Raw genomic sequence first — 18,101 nt, 5'->3', positions numbered from 1 at the left:
ACCTTAGGCGAACCGCTCAATCGCGTGGTTTACCGCATGCCGAGCAAGACGGCCGAATTCGCTTCGCGGGTGATCCTGGTGCTTCCCTTCTCCGAGCCACTGGGGAATCAGGTCGCCCTGCGAGGCGAAGTGCTCCACATGCACGACGGTCACATGATCGTCCTCGTAGGCCACCTGGCTGATCTCCCGCATGCGATTGCCGCGAGCCTGTGACATCAGGCTGCGCGCTTCCCTCACGTAGTTCTGGTTCGATCCCATGCCGAACATCACGATGAGTTTGCTCGCTTTTGGCAAATTTACGAGATGCTTGGACACGCAATTCCCGGCGATTTCCGCGCCAAACGGCATCCCAACGAATCTGTCCAGCATTCCGCCGCCTGAACCTTTCCATTCACCTTTTGCCCGGTCATAGCGCTCGACGCTGCACCTGATGAGTGAGCCGAAATGGAAGAGACCATTTCTGTCGGCGATCATCCGGTCGATGGCGGCTGCCTGGGATTCGCGCGTACCCACCTTCACGAGCCCCACATGCGCCAGAATGCGGCCAACGTTGGGACGGTTGCCCTTGTAGGCAATCTGGTCATGGGGCGTTCTGGCAAGGTCTCCCGCTTGAGTCTGTCCTTTGGAGAAGCCGAGAATGATGATTGGCGCGTTCGGATTGCCCCAGGCCAATGGATTAGCTGTTATCCGCCAGTCGCGATCGTCCCGTTTGGTCCGATCGAAATGCACGATTTCGCCCCTGAAACATTCGGTGCAGTCGATGCGACCATGCGCAGGAAGGCAGCCCATACTCACCCCACGTGATTCCTTGTGATCAAGTTACGTCCACGAACCTCGCGTGATGTGCAAGATGCATTGATGGAAGCGCTGATCTAGCTGCATATGCGGAAAGGCTGAGGTCAGCGGCGGGATATCCTGCGCTTCGGTATCCGGGAAATCGGGTAGAAAAAGCATATTGACTCCCTTTCCGATGTTCACTATTCGTTCCCATCATGAAAACCGCGCACCTCATACGCTGACCGTTCCGAGCCCGCACTCTGCGGGCAAGTCTGAACGTGTCCGCGGGTGCAGCAGTGACCAGCCTTACATACCAGCCGAACGAAGTCCTCGAAGCCGTGCGCGGCAGCGCGCACTCAAACACCTTCCTGCCCAGGGGGACGGTCCGCTGCCAGGGCCTGCCATCCTTCCGGACGCAACTGGCGCGCGACCTCGGCTGCCTTCTCGACGTCGACGGAGACGTCGACGCCTGGTCCTGCCTCCCGGCAACGTTGTCTTCGGGCGAGCACACGCACATTCCAGACTTCCTTGTCAGGCGGGGGCGGCGGCACACGCTTGTGGACGCAGGGCAGGGGCCGGGACATCCTTGGCTTGAAGATGCTGCCCAAGACCGTGGCTGCGACTACGAGGTATGGCCGAAGGCTTTGATCCGGGATGGATTTCGCCTCGCCAACGCGAAGGATCTCCTGAGATACGCCAGGTGGGAATGTCCCCTGGGCGACCGCATTCGGCTGTTGGGCGCGCTCGATGAAGCAGGATCGCTCACCGTCGCCGAATGCCTTGCCGCCTTCCGGGAAACCCGGCCCGTAGCGGGACTGGCTTGCCTCGTACTCCAGCGCTTCATCGAGGTCGAGCTCGACGAGGCAAGGATAGGACCGGAGACGGCCGTGCGCCGCCGGCGCGACTGAAACTACCCCTCGACATCCAATCTATCGCTCACCACCCCATTCATCGGAACCCATCCATGAAAAATTTGTCACCACGACTGCGTGCCAAGCTCATTTCCAAACCTGCACGCTTCCTCGCGCTCTGCGGCGTTATGCGCGCCTTACGCGGGCAGCGGACGTTCCTACTGGGAGGCACCGGAATTTTCGTACTTGTCGTGCCTCCAGGCCATGGCATCGAATTCTACGAAGACGCCTCCAGGCTTCTGACATACGGGGAATACCTTGTCGGCGGACACGGTGTGAACCGCGACCGCGCCGACGTCATCGCATTGAAGACAATCCACGGCAAGCGCACCGGGAGCTTCGACATCCTCGAGGAGTCCATTGGGAAGGATCGCTTGGTCGTGGTGACGCAGGCGCGCGATCTCGTGTCCGAGGACTTCGAAAGGTTCGCCGACGCTGTCCTCGATATTGAACCGCTGGACCCTCGCCATGTGCTCGCGGCCGCAAAGGTTTGCTGCGATATGTATTTGACTGCAGAGCAAGCTGAAGCAATTGCCGCGGCGCCACTGAAAGAGGTGGCGGCAGCTTTGCGCAAGGGGCGCCCGATCAAGAAGACGCTGGAAATGCTCAAGGGTGCCGCACGCCCGACAACGATGGTCCAACCCGTGCTCGATAACGCGCAGCCGTCGCTGGACGATCTCGCCGGGATGGGCGAAGCCGCTGAATGGGGCAAGGAGCTTGCCATCGACCTGTCCGACTGGCTGGCAGGAAAGATTCGATGGGCCGACGTAGACAAGGGCGTTCTGCTCTCGGGGCCACCTGGATGCGGGAAGACCATGTTCGCGAAGGCCCTGGCGCGCACGTGCGGCGTTCACCTTGTACTCGGATCCCTGGCTCAGTGGCAGGCTTGCGGCCATCTCGGAGATCTCTTGAAGGCAATGCGGAAGGCGTTCGACGATGCCAAGAAGAACGCTCCCGCAATCATGTTTATCGATGAAATCGATTCCATGGGAGACCGAACCAAGTTCACGGGCGACCACGTCCACTATTGCCGCGAAGTGGTCAACGGCCTCCTCGAATGCATGGACGGCGCGGCGGGCAGGGATGGCGTGGTTGTCGTTGGAGCGACGAACTTTCCCGACATGATCGACGCGGCCATCAAACGGCCTGGACGCCTGGACAGGCATATCCGCATCCCGTTGCCGGATGCCGAGGCCCGCAGAGGGATCCTTCGATTTCATCTCGCAGGCAGCCTGGAAGAAGCTGACCGCGCCCTCATTGCAGACCGGACGGAAGGATGGACCGGGGCTCGACTTGAACAAGTGGTCCGCGACGCCCGCCGGCGCGCGCGCCGTGCCAGGCGCGAAATCAGCCTCGCCGATATCCAGTCACAACTCCCTGAAATCGTGACTATGCCGGAGGCGGTGTTGCGGCGTGCCGCAATTCATGAAGCAGGCCACACGCTCGTGGGACTCGAGCTTGGGATTGGCGCATTCGTTTATGTGGAGATCAAGGATGCCTTCGATCCGTCGCAAGGCGTCGAACAATGGGGCGGAGGCGCCAGGTTCGACCGCCCATGCCTGTCGGAAAGAACGGCGTGCGAGTTCCTCGACTTGATCGCGACCGGACTTGCCGGGATGGCGGCCGAAGAGGTGATGCTCGGACAGAGAGCCGCAGGCTCAGGCGGCAGGAGGGGATCCGACCTGCACGAGGCGACGATGGTGGCGCTGAGGCTCGAAGCCGCGTACGGGTTGGGCAGCGGGCTGACATACTTGTCGGGCACGTCGGACGAGGAGCTGCTCGTCACGCTGCACATGGACGCCGATCTAAGAAAGCGGGTCGAACGAGTCCTCGCCGCCGAGTTCGCACACGCCAAAGCGCTGGTCGAGTCAAAGCGAACCGAGTTGGCCAAAATCGCAGATTCGCTATGCGAGCGAAAGAAGCTGATGGCCGACGAAGTGCGAGCGCTCGTAGGCATCGATGCATCGGTCGCGCAGGGCAACGAGAAGCCATCCGTCCCGGAATCCCTTCTGAGAGGTTGCGGAAATGGGAAAACATTTCCCGACATTGTCGAGCATCCATAAATGAATATGACTTAAGTCACTGTTCGCAATTGCATTGTTGATCGAAGTCTAACTGGGGGATTATATTGATGGATAGTTCGAAAAATTTGAGCGTCTCCGCGCAGAATCTGGAGCAAGTCGCGTCGCCGAACGACGTCGTCGCGCCCGGCAAGGGGACCCGCAACAGCCGTCAGTCTGGCTCGGCGAACGACAACGGCCACTCGATCGACTACGCTGGACTTGGGATCTCCCCATCCGCCGTGGCCTCGTTCGAGGAGGCGCGCGAGCTTTTCGCTTCGCTCGGCCGGAAGCGCACCGAAGAAGTTTTCACCTGCGGTGAGATGCTTGCGAAGGTGCGTGGCAAGTCGCCGAGCCAGGAGGCTTTCGACAGTTGGTCAAAGCAAGCGTGCCGGCTCACAAGGCGAGGGGCGGCCAATTACATTGCCGTACACAGCCACTTGCGGGCCCACCGAAAAATTTTGGTCGACTGCAGCGTGCCTGCCGCGGCCATGTATGTACTGGCTACGGCGGAAAGCGAAACGGTCTCGTCGGTGGTGAAAGATCTCAAGGCCGGCAAGCGGCCGACCGTTCGCGAATTCAAAGTCCTGGTTTCCGGCGAAACGCACACCGCGCAGCCGGACCCGGCCGATGTCGGCGGCGCCAACGGGTTGAAAACCTTGGCTCGGGCGAAGGCCGAAAGCGGAGTGCTCGTCCTCACCGACCGGCTTCGGTGGATTCTCGAGGACATCCAGGCGGCCCTTGAACCACATTTCGCTGGCAAGAAGGTGTCGAAGGGAGCACTCGCGGCGAAAGTGGAGCATTCTGCACGCAGGGCCAACAGCGAACTGCAGAATCTGGCGCTTTTCGTCGTACCAAACCCCGAGGGCAGCGAAACCTGGCGATTGTTTCCAGCGATCTTCCCCCACGAGAGTAAGTGGAGAAAGGTCACGCTCATCCTTTATACTCTCGGAGGCCGCGATGACTGGCCTGACGCCAGCGGGTTGGGCGATTGGCTCGTCAAGGACGTCGTGCCTGCGTTGGAGTTCGCCGTGGGAGCGAAGCCCTCAAAGGGTGCCTCGAAAGAGTGATGGCGGGGCGCTCGCCTCGTGGTGCGGGCGTGCTACCGACGCCCGCCCGGCGGCCGTCACCTTTGGTCGCCGCCGCCCGCCTTTCGGCAGGACGCTCCACTGGTTCGAGGCGGGGTCGAAAAGTCCAGGCAGGGGGAAGTGCCGGTCGATCCGGAGGAAATCCTTGGTATTCATCGAGGCCACGACAGCTCGGTGCACGATTGCAGACGCGGCAATCGCAAGGTCCTGGTTTATTTTCGCAGCTTTGGCCTGTGGGGATTGCGTCCATAAGTCCTTGAGGCCGGGAACTAGCGTCATGCGGGCGTAGAGCTTGGAGGTGTCTTCGTCCATGGGCAGGAAAGAGATATCCGACTTCAGGAGCCGCTCCAGCCAAGCCTGCAGTTCAAGGGACCTCGTGACGTTCCTCTGCTGGAGCATCGTGATGCCCCGTTGAATTTCGATTACACAAGCAAACGGGATCGCAAGCGGTATGTCGTTTTCCGTCACCCATCTGGCCACGATCGGATGTGGCCGCTTTCGGGAAAGCTCGCTAGCCACGTTCGTGTCCAATGCGAACATTTTCACATGTGGGCTCAACGGTCGGATCCGATTACTATAGTGGCTGGACGGTGCGGCGCGAAAATATGCAGAAAGCACCGGCAAATCGTTAAGCGGCGTCAGAGTGAGCAGAAAGGATTCGACATGGGCAAGCGTCCTGAAAACGAGCGAGGACCGAAGCGGGCTGAAGCCGAGTCGAACGCTTGGCCGGTTGCTGATGCGCTGCAAAGATTCGCTGACCTTCTCGATGCCGCGGCCACTCGCGGACCGCAGATGATCGTCGATAACAACCGCGGCTTCCAACTGAGACTTGCATGGAGCCGCCGCTCGCCCAAGGCCAAGGAGCTGCTACTGAGCCGTGGGCGTCTCCCAGTGACCGAAAAGCCGGAGGGTTCCAAGAAGTGACGGGCGGGTCCCGGCATCTCCCGGATTATTGTTTTGGGGTCGGCCATTAGAACAATGTCGTCTGCCCGGCGTTTTGGCTCTCCGACAGCTTGTCTCCACGTCGCCCAGGCTGCTGCTGACGCCGGCCGTGAAGATGATGGAAGTGGGTGGGCACGGCGTCGGCCACGCATCCTCTGGACGCTCGCTTGCTTAATTGGCGTCGCAGCAGTCGGTTTCGCCTTCAACGACCGCGACAGTTGATGACGTGGCGCTCTACGCCTGCTTGGCGCAAGGCAAGTTCAGCTTGAGTCCGGTGGCCGATGTTTTAGACGCAGAGGTCGGCATCCAGGGACTCGTTAGGGGCTAGGTCAGGAGTATTCATAGCTTGGGCCAAATAATTGACGGTCTTGCGGTAATGTTCCTCAAGGAGAGCCGTCGCCTTGTCGGCATCTCGATCGAGAACCGCCTGTCCGAGCATCCCATGCTCAGCCTGTAAGTCTCGGCCCGCGGGGTGCGACGCGGCGAGGAGAACTGGGATGCGGTAGCGCTCGGTGGCGGCGTAAAGGCGTTCGAAAAATTCCAACATCCATGGCGATCTGCATGCCGCTAGCAAGGCCCTATGGAACGCGTAGTGTCGCGCCTCAAGGGTCCAGATGTCTGCATCCGCACCGATGCGGCCAGCCTGAATATTGAGCGCGTAGAGGGCAGATACGATTCCCGCTGCCCACTCGTCGTCGCCAAAGCGGATCGCTGCGCGCAGCGCCGTCTTTTCGATGAGAATGCGTGACGACATAGAATCGTGCAGTTCGTCCAGCGACAATGACGCCACGCGGAAACCCCGAAGCGATTCCGCCGTCACCAGTCGTTCAGCTTGCAGTCGGTTCAACGCTTCGCGGAGTGGCGAAAACCCCATCCCGTAGCGTGCCGCGAGGTCAGCAAGACGCAGGGGGCCTCCCTGCACAAACTCACCCCTGATGATATCGTGACGCAGCGCGTTATACGCTTTCTCGGCAAGAGTCATTCTCATCCTCCAGGAGCAAGGATTACCCTAGGGAGGTGCTTGTCGGCAATTCTATTATTTTCGAAAATATCTGTTGCGTTCGAAAATAAGGCGCGCCATGCTAGGTTAACAGCCCACAAACAGGAGGTCCCATGGCACGGGAAAACCATCGCGAGGACATGGTCGGGCGGGCAAACGTCGAGGATACGCCGGAGCTTCTTGCCTATTATGACGAGCTGGAGCGCCACAAGGCAGGCGCGCTCTGGACCGTCGCCAATAAGATCGAGCCCTGGCAGCCGAAGTCACAGTCCGTCCCGGTGGTTTGGTGCTATCGCGACCTGCGCGCGCATGTGCTGCGCTCGGTCGATCTGGTGACGCCGGAGAAGGCCGGGCGGCGCGTTGTCTACCTGAACAATCCGGGGCGCACTGACGTCGCCGCGGCGGTCGGCTGGATCTTTGGCGGGCTTCAGGTGATGAATCCCGGCGAGGTCGCGTCAGCCCATCGTCACTCGGCCTCGGCGATCCGCTTCATCATCGAGGGCTCCGGCGCCTACACGGTCGTCGACGGACACAAGATGACGCTCGGCGCCAACGACTTCGTGCTGACGCCAAACGGCACCTGGCACGAACATGGCGTGGAGGCCAATGGTTCACCTTGCATCTGGCAGGACGGCCTGGACATTCCTTTCGTCAACGCGATGGAAGCCAATTTCTACGAGGTGCATCCGGATCTGAGCCAAGCCGTCGGCTACACGGTCGACGACATGACGAAGACTTGGGGAAACCCGGGGCTGAAGCCCATGGGCGAGGCGTGGGCGGCGGGCTACAGCCCGATGTTCAAATACGAATGGGCGCCAACCTATGAGTCGCTGCTGAAATATGCCGGCTGCACGGAAGGCTCGCCCTTCGACGGCGTGCTGATGGAATATGTGAACCCCGTCACCAACGGTCCAGTCATGCAGACGCTTGGCGCGTCGATGCAGATGTTGCGGGCCGGCGAGCACACCAAGGCGCACCGACATACCGGCAGCAGTCTCTACCACGTGGCCAAGGGCAGCGGCCATTCGATCATCAACGGCCAGCGCCACGACTGGCAGGAACATGACATCTTCTGCGTGCCGTCCTGGGCCTGGCACGAGCATGTCAACGGCTCGGATCGCGACGATGCCTGCCTGTTTTGCTTGTCAGACCTGCCGGTGATGCGCGCGCTTGGGCTCTACCGGGAGCAGGCATTCGGCGACAATGGCGGCATGCAGCCGCTTCTTTGAAGGGACGATCATGAAATTTGTGACCTATCGCGCTTCGGTCGAGGCGGCGGCAAGGCTCGGCGTTGTCGTGGACGATCTCGTGGTGAACGTCGGAGCGCTTGCCGCGGCGCAGGACAAGGTCCTGCCCGACACCATGCTCGGCCTGATCGATGCCGGGCGCGCCGGGCTGGACACGCTGCGCGATTGCCTCGGCAGCGCTGCCGGGCGCTTCCCGGCCGGCACGGCCACCGCGATAGGCAATGTGAAGCTCTTGGCTCCCATCCCCCGGCCACGCAAGAACATCTTCGGCATCGGCCTCAACTTCGTCGAGCATGTCGCTGAAAGCGCGAAGTCGCTCGACACGTCGAAAGACCTGCCGAAGCAGCCGGTAGTCTTCTCGAAACCACCGACCACGGTGATTGGGCCGGGCGACGCCATCGAGCACAACAAAAAGATCACGCAGCAGCTCGATTGGGAGGTGGAGCTCGCGGTGATCATCGGTACGACCGCGCGTCGCGCTCGCAAGCAAGACGCGCTCAGCCACGTCTTCGGCTACTCGGTGATGATCGACGTTTCGGCGCGCGACAACCGCCGCGCTGGGCAATGGATTTTCTCCAAGGGACAGGACACCTACGCGCCCTTCGGGCCATGCATCGTGACGGCCGACGAGATCCCCGACCCGCAGGTGCTCGACCTGTGGCTGACGGTGAACGGGGTCGAGAAACAGCGCTCTAACACGCGCCACATGCTGTTCAAGGTTGACCACCTGATCGCAGACATCTCGTCGGGGATCACCCTCGAACCGGGTGACATCATCGCCAGCGGTACGCCGGAAGGCGTCGGCGCTGGGCGCAACCCGCAGGAATGGATGTGGCCAGGCGACGTGGTCGTGGCGTGTGTCGAAGGGATCGGCACGCTGCGGCATCCGGTTGTGGACGCGACACCAGAGGAGAACTGTCGTGCTGAAGCTTCCTAAATTCGTCGCCGCGGCCGTGCAGGCCTCGCCCGTCTTTCTCGACACGCCGGCGACAATCGAGAAGGCGATCGGCCTGATCCGCGAGGCCAGGGCCAACGGCGCCGATCTCATCGCTTTCCCCGAAGTGTTCGTCCCGGCCTATCCATACTGGAGCTGGATCGCCGATCCGGTCACGGGCGGCGCCTGGTTCGACAAGCTCGCCCGCGCGGCCATCACCGAACCCGGCCCAGAGGTCGATATCCTGCGCGGCGCGGCGCGCGAAGCCGGCATCCATGTCGTGATCGGCATCAATGAGCGCAGCACGCGTTCGATCGGAACGCTCTACAATACGCTCCTGACCATCGGACCCGACGGCTCCTTGCTTGGCAAGCACCGCAAATTGATGCCGACCTGGGCCGAGAAGCTGACCTGGGCGCCGGGCGACGGGGCGGGGCTTAAAGTCCACGACACGGCTGTCGGGCCGCTCGGCGCGCTTGCCTGTGGCGAGAACACCAACACGCTCGCGCGCTTTACCCTTCTCGCTCAAGGCGAGCTGGTCCACGTCGCCAGCTACATCTCGCTGCCCGTCGCGCCGCCCGACTACGACATGGCCGAAGCCATCAAGCTGCGCGCGATCGCCCACTCCTTCGAAGGCAAGCTCTTCACCATCGTGTCCTGTTCGACCGTCTCTGAGGAAATCATAAAGGCAATGGAAGGTGTCGTCCCGGATGCGCGGGCGCGCCTGCAGCGCAAGTCCAGCGCCTTCTCCGGCGTAATTGGTCCCGACGGACGCTTGGTCGGCAAGCCTCTGATCGATGAAGAGGGCATCGTCTATGCCGAGATCGATCTCGCACGCTGCATCCAGCCGAAGCAGATGCACGACATTGTTGGGCACTACAATCGCTTCGACGTTTTCGACCTGAAAGTGAACAGGCGCAGGCTGGAGCCGATATCGCTGATCGAACGGACGCAGGCGTCCGATAGTGACGATGCCGGCGCGACGGAAGCGGGACAGTTGGCCGGCCACCAGGCCTGAGCCGGCCGACATCAGCAATTCAACAACCAGACGGACGGATGACGATGCCGAAGACCTATCGGATCGGGCAGATTGTGCCTTCCTCCAACACCACGATGGAGACGGAAATCCCCGCTATTTTCCGTACCCGCGAGGTGTTCCTGCCGGAACGCTTCAGCTTCCACTCCAGCCGGATGCGGATGAAGAAGGTCGTCAAGGAGGAGCGCGAGGCCATGGATCGCGACAGTGACCGCTGCGCGATCGAGCTTTCCGATGCTCGTGTCGACGTCCTCGGTTACGCCTGTCTTGTGGCGATCATGAGCATGGGAAAGGGTTATCACCGCACCTCGGAAGCCCGTCTCCATAAGCGCACTGTGGAAAACGGCGCGCCCGCTCCCGTGGTCACCAGCGCCGGCGCTCTTGTCGATGGCCTCAAGGTGCTTGGCGCGAAGAAGATTGCGATCATATGCCCATACATGAAGCCGCTTACCCAACTGGTGGTCGACTATGTCGAGCATGAGGGAATTGAGGTGAAGGACTTCATCGCGCTCGAAATCCCCGACAACATCGAGGTCGGCAGGCACGACCCGGACAGGTTGCTTGATATCTACAAGAAGGTCGACACTGCGGGGATCGACGCGTTCGTCGCGTCGGCCTGCGTGCAAATGCCTTCCCTGCCGGTGATCGACGATCTCCAGAAAGCATTGGGGCTTCCAGTCGTCAGCGCCTCCATCTGTACCGGCTATCAACTGATGTCGCGGCTCGGACTGCAGGCCGCGTCGCCCGGGGCAGGCGAACTGCTCTCAGGCAAATATTGAAGGACGACGTCCGCAAACAAGTTGTGACGATCGTGCTGAAGCAGTTCACTCATGCCGGGCGAGGAAATCTTGGTCGCCGTGCCTTCGTCGCAACTTGGTGGAAAGACCATGTCAATGGTCGGAGTGGCTGCTCGAGCATCGAAGCCCGGCACAGAACTCAAGCTTGCCGAGCATCCAGGATTGAGCGCCGAGGTGGTTTCGATGCCCATGTACGACCCGGATCGCGTGCTAGTCCGGTCCTAGGCCAGCGCTGCGCAGTTTGGAAACCTGATCGGACGGAGACGTGTGCGCCATCCGGCCAGGTCGGGAAACAAGCAGATATATGCACACCTGAGCACGATTGGCTTGAGAAAGAGGGAGATTCGCGTGAACCCCATCCCGGAATACCGCGAAGACTTTTATTCAGACGAGTTCATTGCGGACCCCTGGCCCCACTATGCCAGGATGCGCGCGTTGGGTCCTGTTGTGTGGCTTCCACAGCACCAGAACTTTGCCTTGACGCACCACTCGGCGGTGGCAGCCGCTGTCAGGGACCACGAGACCTTCATCAGCGGTAAGGGAGTTGCCGCAGATGAAGTCGCGAACGAAATGACGAAGGGAAATTCAGCTGCGTCGGACGGCGCCCGCCATGCAGCCATTCGCGGTGCGACATCAGTTCCTCTGCTGCCCGGAGCGCTCGAAAGTGTACGCGGCCAGATCGAAAGTTCCGCGGAAGGGCTGATTGAGAGTCTTTTGACCAGGGAGTCTTTCGATGCGGTCGTTGATTTTGCGCGACATCTGCCGCTGACGATTGTTCGCGATCTTGTTGGGCTCCCCGACTTTGGGCGCGACAACATGCTCCGATGGGCAAATGCCACTTTCGATCTAATCGGTGTTCAGAACGAGCGTGGCAGGACGGCAGTCGAAACCTTCCTGGAGCAACGCAAGTTCGCCCAGACTCAGGCGAAGCCGGAGGTGCTGCAACCCGGAAGCTGGACGCGACGGTTGTTCGATCTCGTCGACCAGGGATTGCTCGCGCCGGATTTGGCTCCCGTAGCCATGCGCGACTATCTCAATCCCAGCCTGGATACGACGATCTCGGCAATCAGCCAGCTCATCTATCAACTGGGCATGAATCCGGATCAATGGCAGTTGCTGCGGCAGAACCCCGCATTGATGCGGGGGGCGGCAAACGAAGCTGTGCGTATGGCATCGCCGGTGCGTTCCTTCGTGCGGCACACCTCGCGGGACGTCGAAATCGCCGGATTTGTTGTTCCCGAAGGCGCGCGAGTCATGATGGTTTTCGCCAGCGCCAACCGGGACGAGCAAGTATTTTCGAACCCCGATAAGTTCGACATTGAACGCAATCCACGCCACCATCTTGGCTTTGGTAGCGGCATTCACATGTGTGTGGGCCAGCATCTTGCCCAGCTTGAAATGATATCCATCCTGAAGGCGATGATCCCGCGCGTCGAAAGCATCGTCGTTGGCAGACCAGTCATCGCGCTCAACAATACCATCTACAATTATGGCTCGCTGCCAGCGACGTTCAGGGGAAGGTCACTGCCCAGCACGAGTGCCGCGCGCGGTGCCAGGGGTCCTACTGGAGACAGCTCGAAGATCGCTGCACGAATTTTGAGCTGCAAGATGGTAGCCAAGGACGTAGTAGCGCTCACAATCGCGCCACTTGATGACGGCGCGCTTCCAGTTTGGTCCCCCGGCGCACACATAGACGTCCACATTAATGATGCGTTGGTGCGGCAGTACTCGCTGACGGGCCCCTCGCGCTCCGATGCCTATGTGATTGCGGTGCAGCGCGAACCGCAGTCCAGGGGAGGATCCGCCAACATCCATTCGAGCTTTGGCGAGGGCGCGGCGATTATGATCTCCAAACCTCGCAACCATTTCAAATTGGTTGAAGATGGTTCTCCCGTGGCGTTGTTTTCCGGCGGAATTGGGTTGACGCCTATTCTGTCCATGGCCTGGCGGCTGCATCAGCTTGGGCAAGAGTTCACATGGCACGTCTCTGCACATGACAGTCTAAGAGTGCCTTGGGGCAGTGAGCTCAAGGATTTGCCGTTTGCCGGTCGCATTCGTCTTCATCTGAGTGAGGGCCCGGACGCGTCGCGCCTGGATGCCGGCAAGGTGGTCGATGAATTGGGGGAGGGGACCCACATCTACATATGCGGGCCAAAGCGCTACATAGATTCTCTCCACGCTGCGGCGACGAACGCTGGGTTCGACGCCGAACATATCCATCGTGAGCATTTCGCCGCTGAAATCGATGTCAATGGTGATCCCTTCACGGTGATAGCGTCTCGCTCTGGAAGGGCAGTTCCCGTTGGCCCGGGCGAGACCATCCTTCAAGCACTGCGGCGAGATGGTTTCCATATCGAGTCGTCATGCCAGAACGGAGTATGTGGAACTTGCGTGACTCGGCTCTTGGAAGGCAGGGCTGATCACCGCGATATGGTGCTTACTGCAACGGAAAAGGCAGAGAATTCCAAGATTGCCGTGTGTTGCTCGCGATCCCAGACACCGAGATTGATATTAGACATCTAAGGTCGCCATAATGGCACCGCATGAATCATGGCATGGATGAGATAGAATTGGAACAATGTGATGATCGCTGAGGGCAGTCTTGCCGCAACTGCTTGATGGTAGAGCCATAACGAGATGGCGCGAAATCCGCGGCTGAACGAGGCGCGTTATCTTATACAGGCCTTCCTCCTGTTCGCGATAGAAGGCAGACAGTGGCAGGATCGTGTGGCCAAGGCCCGCCGCCACAATTTCTTTCAGAACGCGGAAGCTGTCGGCCTGGTATTTGACATGAATGACGGAGGCTAGCCAGTTTCGGGAAATGTTTTCCGACAAGCGCCGCAGAGTTGCGCAGCCCGACGAATGAGAATTAGGCCAGGGACCTGAGGTTCGTCAGGCGCGTTTATTGAAGCGCTAGGGAGCCTATCTTTTTGCAGTGGGACCGATCAGCTCCTGCATGGCGACATAGGTGTGGTACTCCGAAACCGTCTCGTCTTCATGGAAGACCTCACGTGCAAATTCCGCATATGCCGCCATGCTTTCCACCTGCAAACGCAGGACAAAGTCGGCCCCGCCGGTCACGTAGGATGCGTGTTTTACCTCGGGGCGACGTTTAAGCTTGCGCGCAAACTCGCTGTAGGTCCGTGAGCCCCGGTCGATACGCACAAGCACGTGGACAGTGACGGGAATGCCTAGAACTTCCGGGTTTACGATCGATATGTCGGCCGTGATGATCCGCTCGGCGCGCAGGCGTCGTAAACGCCGCAGTACCGCGCTCTGAGACAAGCCCACGCGCTCGGCCAGGACCCGCGCCGGCGTTTGATTGTCAGTTTGAACCTCGGTGAGCAGCGCGTGATCGAATTGATCAAGGTCGACTGTTTTCGCCATTAGCTAGCCCTATCTCAGCGATTTTCAGCGTAGAATAACCAAATTTGCCGAAAATGTCCGCTTCCTTTCGACCATGATCAACTCAGGCCCCAGGCCAGATAGGCTGGCTCTAGGGGAGCGGACCGAAACCATGAACTCGACAAGTTGGACAAGGCGTTCCCTGGCCGCCCAGGCTATGGGCAAGATCGATCTACAAGGCGCCGTGTCAAGCTCCTTGGCGTGCACCTTGATTGCCCCCTAGGGGCAAGGTGGCAATTCATACCTAAGAAAGAAGCACGACGGCGCGCCGCGTGTGTCGGCTGACCTGAAGTTGCTTGTTCTTTCTTCCCGACACGCGCGCTGCTCGCAGTTGCTGACGCAGTCCTCTCTGCGCGCACAGCAATATGCGCAAAGGGCAACGATATTCCCGGCGGGTATGGGTGGGCTGACCGCTGCTGCCCAGGGCCGAGATGCACATTGAGGAACTTAAAAACAACTCTTATATTCAAGGAGATCAGTTCTGATGACCAAACAAAACGACCGAAAATACTCACTCGCCACGCGAATTGCACAGGCTTTGCACTTTATAGATCCGGACACCGGGTCTGTAGTGCCTGCGATCCAGCACGCGGCAACTTACGCGCGAGATGAAGAATATAAAGAGCGTAAACCTTACTGGTACCGGAGGGACGGTAACCAAACCACCAGCCTCGCCGAGCAGATCATTGCCGAGCTAGAGAACGCGGAGGGAACTTATCTCTTTTCTTCCGGTATGTCGGCCTGCACCGCTGCAATCGAACACCTTCCTGCTGGTGCGCACATCGTGGTTCCTCGGGTTATGTACCACGGGGTTCTGGCTCAAATTCAGATTTATGAAGCAAAGAAGCGTCTATTCGTTAGTTATTATACTGCCGGAAATCTGGATGAACTGGCTTCTGCCATTCGGCCAGGAGAAACTAAACTGGTTTGGGTCGAAACGCCCAACAACCCGAACTGGGAGGTCACAGACATAGCCAAAGCGGCAGAAATTGCCCATGCAGCTGGAGCTAAAATACTGGTCGATGCTACCGCCACGCCCCCCTGCATGACCAAAGCCCTCGATCTCGGAGCGGACTTCTCGTTTCATTCGGCAACCAAATACCTCAATGGGCATTCCGACATCACTGCCGGGGTGCTGTCGGTCAGAACGGTGGATGAGGATTGGAAAGAAATCTACATGGTACGCAAATTGGGGGGTACCGTGCTGCAATCCCAAGACGCTTGGCTGTTAATCAGGGGGATGCGCACGCTGTTCCTCCGCGTCGAAAAGTCATGCAAGAACGCTTTGGCCATTGCTCGGCATTTCGAAGGGCACAAACATATCGAGGCGGTTTATTATCCGGGGTTGCCCTCTGATCCGGGCCATGAGGTTGCCAAACGTCAGACTAACGGCCAGTTCGGCGGCATGATGTCAATCATTGTCAAGGGCACCGAGCAAAACGCTATCGATGTCGCCAAGTATTGTCATCTCTTCTACCCGGCCACCTCCTTGGGCGGAGTGGAAAGCCTGATCGAGCATCGCAAGACCGTATCGGGCGCGGGCTTCCCCGTCCATGAACGCCTTCTGCGGCTGTCCATCGGCATCGAAGAGACCGAAGACCTGATCCATGACCTCGAACAGGCCTTGGAAAGGGCTCTTGGTTGAAAACCAGCTCAAAATGCCCCTTTCACCGGCCGAAAAGATGGGATGACACTCTTCTTGTGACATAGCTGCCATGGCGGCAAAATCCATCCTGATAGCCGATTGTTGAAGGTTAGATCGCTCCTCTGGCATGGCGTGACAGCGAACGCCGGAAGAAATGCAAGGTGGACAAGCGGGCCTGCGCCGATGCTTTTATGGCGGAAAGAAACACATGATCGCGAAGCAGCCTGGCTTAGCCCGCGGACGCAGCCTAGGTCTTCTTCTTGTGGCGGAGATCGGGGCGATGTCGCTATGGTTCGTCTCGTCCGCGATCCTCCCGGAGTTGACGCGTGAAGCGCAACTCGGCGCCTGGCGACTAGGACTTCTATCCGCGGCGGTCCAACTAGGTTTCGTCATCGGCGCTCTTGCAATGGCCATCCACGGCACCTCGGATCGCTACAATCCGCGTGCCGTCTTCGCAGTCAGCGCCCTTGGGGCCGCGCTGGCGAACGCACTTCTTGTCGTTACGCCACCAGGCGGGGACGTGCAGATTCTACTGCGGGCTCTGACCGGCGTGTGCCTTGCCGGAGTCTATCCAGTCGGCATGAAGATCGCGGTCGGCTGGACGCTGCGGCGCCGCGGCCTTGTAGTAGGGATGCTGGTTGGAGCCCTAACGCTGGGTTCTGCCGCCCCGCACGGGCTTGCACTTGTCGGCGGACCTGATTGGCGTACTACGGTGATGCTGGCAAGCATTCTGGCCGTCCTCGCCGCTGCGCTGATCCTGGCCACCCGCCTGGGGCCGCATCACGTCACCGCGCCACATTTCGACCCGACCACGCTTAAGCTCGCTTGGCGGTTGCGCCCCGTCCGCCTGGCCTATTCCGGGTACCTCTGCCACATGTGGGAACTATACGCATTCTGGGCCTGGATCGGCGCGGCGCTTACCGCTTCCTTGACCCAGGCGGGATCGGCCGACGCAACCCAAACGGCGCGGCTCGCGACGTTCTTCGCGATCGGGCTCGGGGGCGTTTTCTGCGTCCCAGCAGGGGCTCTGGCTGATCGCTTTGGCAAGGCGCCGGTCGCAGGAGGCACGATGGGGCTAAGTGGTTGTCTGGCCATAGCCACCGCCCTAAGCTTCGGTGGCCCGCCGGCGCTGACGGTGACGCTGGCCATCCTGTGGGGGATTTGTGTCATCCCTGACAGCGCCCTATTTTCTGCGTTGGTCGCCGATACTGCCCCGGCGGACCGTGCCGGAAGCCTGATGACCCTTCAGACCGCACTTGGCTTCCTGCTGACCGCGATCACCATTCAAGCCGCACCCTTGCTGGCGGATAGGTTCGGTTGGCCTGTTACGCTGGCTGTGTTCGGAATAGGCCCGCTGCTTGGGGTCGAGACGATGCGGCGTCTGACCCGGCTGCTACGCAACCCTCAGAAGGCGGCTCCCAAGCCCTTCGCGACAGTTCGCAACAGATAGTCTCGCTGACCCTATCGCGCGGCTGAGGCGATCTCAGGAGGCAAGCCGATCAGATATCGTGCCATAGTTGTTGCCGGGTTGGTTCTTAGGCTGATCCGAGCCAGCCGGAAACTTCCAGGCTCAGTGGTTACAGCGTTTCAGGCAATCAAGCCTTTGAGCTCCTTGATAAAGGGCTCGACCCGTCCGGAATCGATCTGCGCACCCGTCAAGAGACTACAATACTCCGACAGATAGCCGGCGCGCAGTTCGGGTGGATCCTGAACACCCATCATGTAGTAGCCCATCTGCTGGAAATAGAGAATACGGGCGCGTGTGAAGGCGATCCTCTCGTTCTCGCAACCGTAGGCCTCGAATGCGCGCTTGAGCCGATCGACCCGCACCGAGTCTTCGGACTGGGCAAGCTCGAAGACGGCTCGGTCTTTCCTGGCCCAATCACGCATGGCGATGTCGAGCTGTACGTCAAATTGAGTGGCATCGAGCCAGACACGCATCAGATTGACATACCATTCGCCCAGACTGGCCGGCCTTGCGTTGGCGGCCTCGATCAGTGCCGACGTGTTGGTTCGATGCCAAACGTCGATGAGTTCTTGCAAAAGGTCTTCGCGGCTCTCGAAATGCCAGTAGAAGCTGCCTCGCGTAACGTTCAGAGCCTCAGCCAGGTTGAGGACTTTGACGTTCTCTATTCCCCGTTCCACGAGAGTGCGGCAGGCTGCCTTCACCCAAGCCTCGCGGCTCAGGGATTCTCGCTGTTTCTTGGCTTGGGCATCCATAGACCGAACCTTACCAGATTTTTGTGCACTCAACCTGAT

The 18,101-nt window shown here is 59.9% G+C and carries 16 protein-coding genes; 10 read left to right on the top strand and 6 right to left on the bottom strand.

All coding sequences use genetic code 11. The features are described 5' to 3' along the window. Positions 1 to 3: 3 nt before the first annotated feature. Entirely contained in the window at positions 4 to 789 is a 786-nt protein-coding gene (locus tag Q0L57_RS24965; protein ID WP_296745814.1) for a hypothetical protein, read from the bottom strand. 284 nt (positions 790 to 1,073) lie between these two features. On the opposite strand from Q0L57_RS24965, the gene Q0L57_RS24960 reads away from it, so the two are divergent. The 3 genes from Q0L57_RS24960 (at position 1,074) to Q0L57_RS24950 (ending at position 4,818) form a co-directional block, all read left to right on the top strand. Beyond that, positions 1,074 to 1,685 (top strand): hypothetical protein, encoded by a 612-nt coding sequence (locus Q0L57_RS24960; RefSeq protein ID WP_296745736.1) that lies wholly within the window; start codon positions 1,074 to 1,076, stop codon positions 1,683 to 1,685. Positions 1,686 to 1,741: 56 nt separating this feature from the next. Continuing rightward, positions 1,742 to 3,751 carry an AAA family ATPase gene (locus Q0L57_RS24955; RefSeq protein ID WP_296745735.1) on the top strand — a complete coding sequence of 670 codons (2,010 nt, stop codon included), beginning with the start codon at positions 1,742 to 1,744 and terminating at the stop codon, positions 3,749 to 3,751. 68 nt (positions 3,752 to 3,819) lie between these two features. After that, positions 3,820 to 4,818 (top strand): hypothetical protein, encoded by a 999-nt coding sequence (locus Q0L57_RS24950; protein ID WP_296745734.1) that lies wholly within the window; start codon positions 3,820 to 3,822, stop codon positions 4,816 to 4,818. On the opposite strand, the gene Q0L57_RS24945 is transcribed toward Q0L57_RS24950, so the two are convergent. After that, positions 4,795 to 5,658 carry a PIN domain-containing protein gene (locus Q0L57_RS24945; protein ID WP_296745733.1) on the bottom strand — a complete coding sequence of 288 codons (864 nt, stop codon included), beginning with the start codon at positions 5,656 to 5,658 and terminating at the stop codon, positions 4,795 to 4,797. The two genes, Q0L57_RS24950 and Q0L57_RS24945, sit on opposite strands and share 24 nt — an antisense overlap. A gap of 406 nt (positions 5,659 to 6,064) precedes the next feature. Beyond that, positions 6,065 to 6,760, bottom strand: coding sequence for a GntR family transcriptional regulator (locus tag Q0L57_RS24940; protein ID WP_296745732.1), 696 nt, complete (start codon positions 6,758 to 6,760; stop codon positions 6,065 to 6,067). A gap of 131 nt (positions 6,761 to 6,891) precedes the next feature. Between Q0L57_RS24940 and Q0L57_RS24935 the strand changes: the two genes are divergently transcribed. The 5 genes from Q0L57_RS24935 (at position 6,892) to Q0L57_RS24915 (ending at position 13,315) form a co-directional block, all read left to right on the top strand. Continuing rightward, positions 6,892 to 8,007, top strand: coding sequence for a cupin domain-containing protein (locus tag Q0L57_RS24935; protein WP_296745731.1), 1,116 nt, complete (start codon positions 6,892 to 6,894; stop codon positions 8,005 to 8,007). Between the two features lie 10 nt (positions 8,008 to 8,017). Continuing rightward, a complete protein-coding gene (locus Q0L57_RS24930; RefSeq protein ID WP_296745730.1) occupies positions 8,018 to 8,962 on the top strand; it encodes a fumarylacetoacetate hydrolase family protein in 945 nt (314 codons plus the stop codon). Next, positions 8,946 to 9,977, top strand: coding sequence for a carbon-nitrogen hydrolase family protein (locus Q0L57_RS24925; RefSeq protein ID WP_296745729.1), 1,032 nt, complete (start codon positions 8,946 to 8,948; stop codon positions 9,975 to 9,977). Before Q0L57_RS24930 ends, Q0L57_RS24925 begins: the two co-directional genes overlap by 17 nt. Positions 9,978 to 10,021: 44 nt before the next feature. After that, positions 10,022 to 10,774 (top strand): Asp/Glu racemase, encoded by a 753-nt coding sequence (locus Q0L57_RS24920; RefSeq protein ID WP_296745728.1) that lies wholly within the window; start codon positions 10,022 to 10,024, stop codon positions 10,772 to 10,774. Positions 10,775 to 11,140: 366 nt separating this feature from the next. Then, positions 11,141 to 13,315: a cytochrome P450 gene (locus Q0L57_RS24915; protein WP_296745727.1), complete on the top strand. Its 2,175-nt coding sequence runs from the start codon at positions 11,141 to 11,143 to the stop codon at positions 13,313 to 13,315. Here the strand turns inward: Q0L57_RS24915 and Q0L57_RS34305 are convergent. Next, positions 13,304 to 13,627 (bottom strand): LysR substrate-binding domain-containing protein, encoded by a 324-nt coding sequence (locus tag Q0L57_RS34305; protein ID WP_366940946.1) that lies wholly within the window; start codon positions 13,625 to 13,627, stop codon positions 13,304 to 13,306. The genes Q0L57_RS24915 and Q0L57_RS34305 overlap by 12 nt on opposite strands. An 87-nt stretch (positions 13,628 to 13,714) precedes the next feature. Beyond that, positions 13,715 to 14,179: an Lrp/AsnC family transcriptional regulator gene (locus Q0L57_RS24910; protein ID WP_296745726.1), complete on the bottom strand. Its 465-nt coding sequence runs from the start codon at positions 14,177 to 14,179 to the stop codon at positions 13,715 to 13,717. A gap of 502 nt (positions 14,180 to 14,681) precedes the next feature. Between Q0L57_RS24910 and Q0L57_RS24905 the strand changes: the two genes are divergently transcribed. Together Q0L57_RS24905 and Q0L57_RS24900 are read left to right on the top strand one after the other, a co-directional pair. Further along, positions 14,682 to 15,842 (top strand): PLP-dependent aspartate aminotransferase family protein, encoded by a 1,161-nt coding sequence (locus tag Q0L57_RS24905; RefSeq protein WP_296745725.1) that lies wholly within the window; start codon positions 14,682 to 14,684, stop codon positions 15,840 to 15,842. A 208-nt stretch (positions 15,843 to 16,050) separates the two neighbouring features. After that, positions 16,051 to 17,292 carry an MFS transporter gene (locus Q0L57_RS24900; RefSeq protein ID WP_296745724.1) on the top strand — a complete coding sequence of 414 codons (1,242 nt, stop codon included), beginning with the start codon at positions 16,051 to 16,053 and terminating at the stop codon, positions 17,290 to 17,292. A gap of 137 nt (positions 17,293 to 17,429) precedes the next feature. On the opposite strand, the gene Q0L57_RS24895 is transcribed toward Q0L57_RS24900, so the two are convergent. Further along, positions 17,430 to 18,062, bottom strand: a complete 633-nt coding sequence (locus tag Q0L57_RS24895; RefSeq protein ID WP_296745723.1) for a TetR/AcrR family transcriptional regulator — start codon at positions 18,060 to 18,062, stop codon at positions 17,430 to 17,432. Between the last annotated feature and the right edge of the window lie 39 nt (positions 18,063 to 18,101).

Origin of the sequence: Mesorhizobium sp., from assembly GCF_024509055.1 — a bacterium.
Classification (GTDB): Bacteria; Pseudomonadota; Alphaproteobacteria; order Rhizobiales; family Rhizobiaceae; genus Mesorhizobium.
Note: the sequence above shows the minus strand (reverse complement) of the source record. Positions and strands in the feature narration are given on the sequence as shown.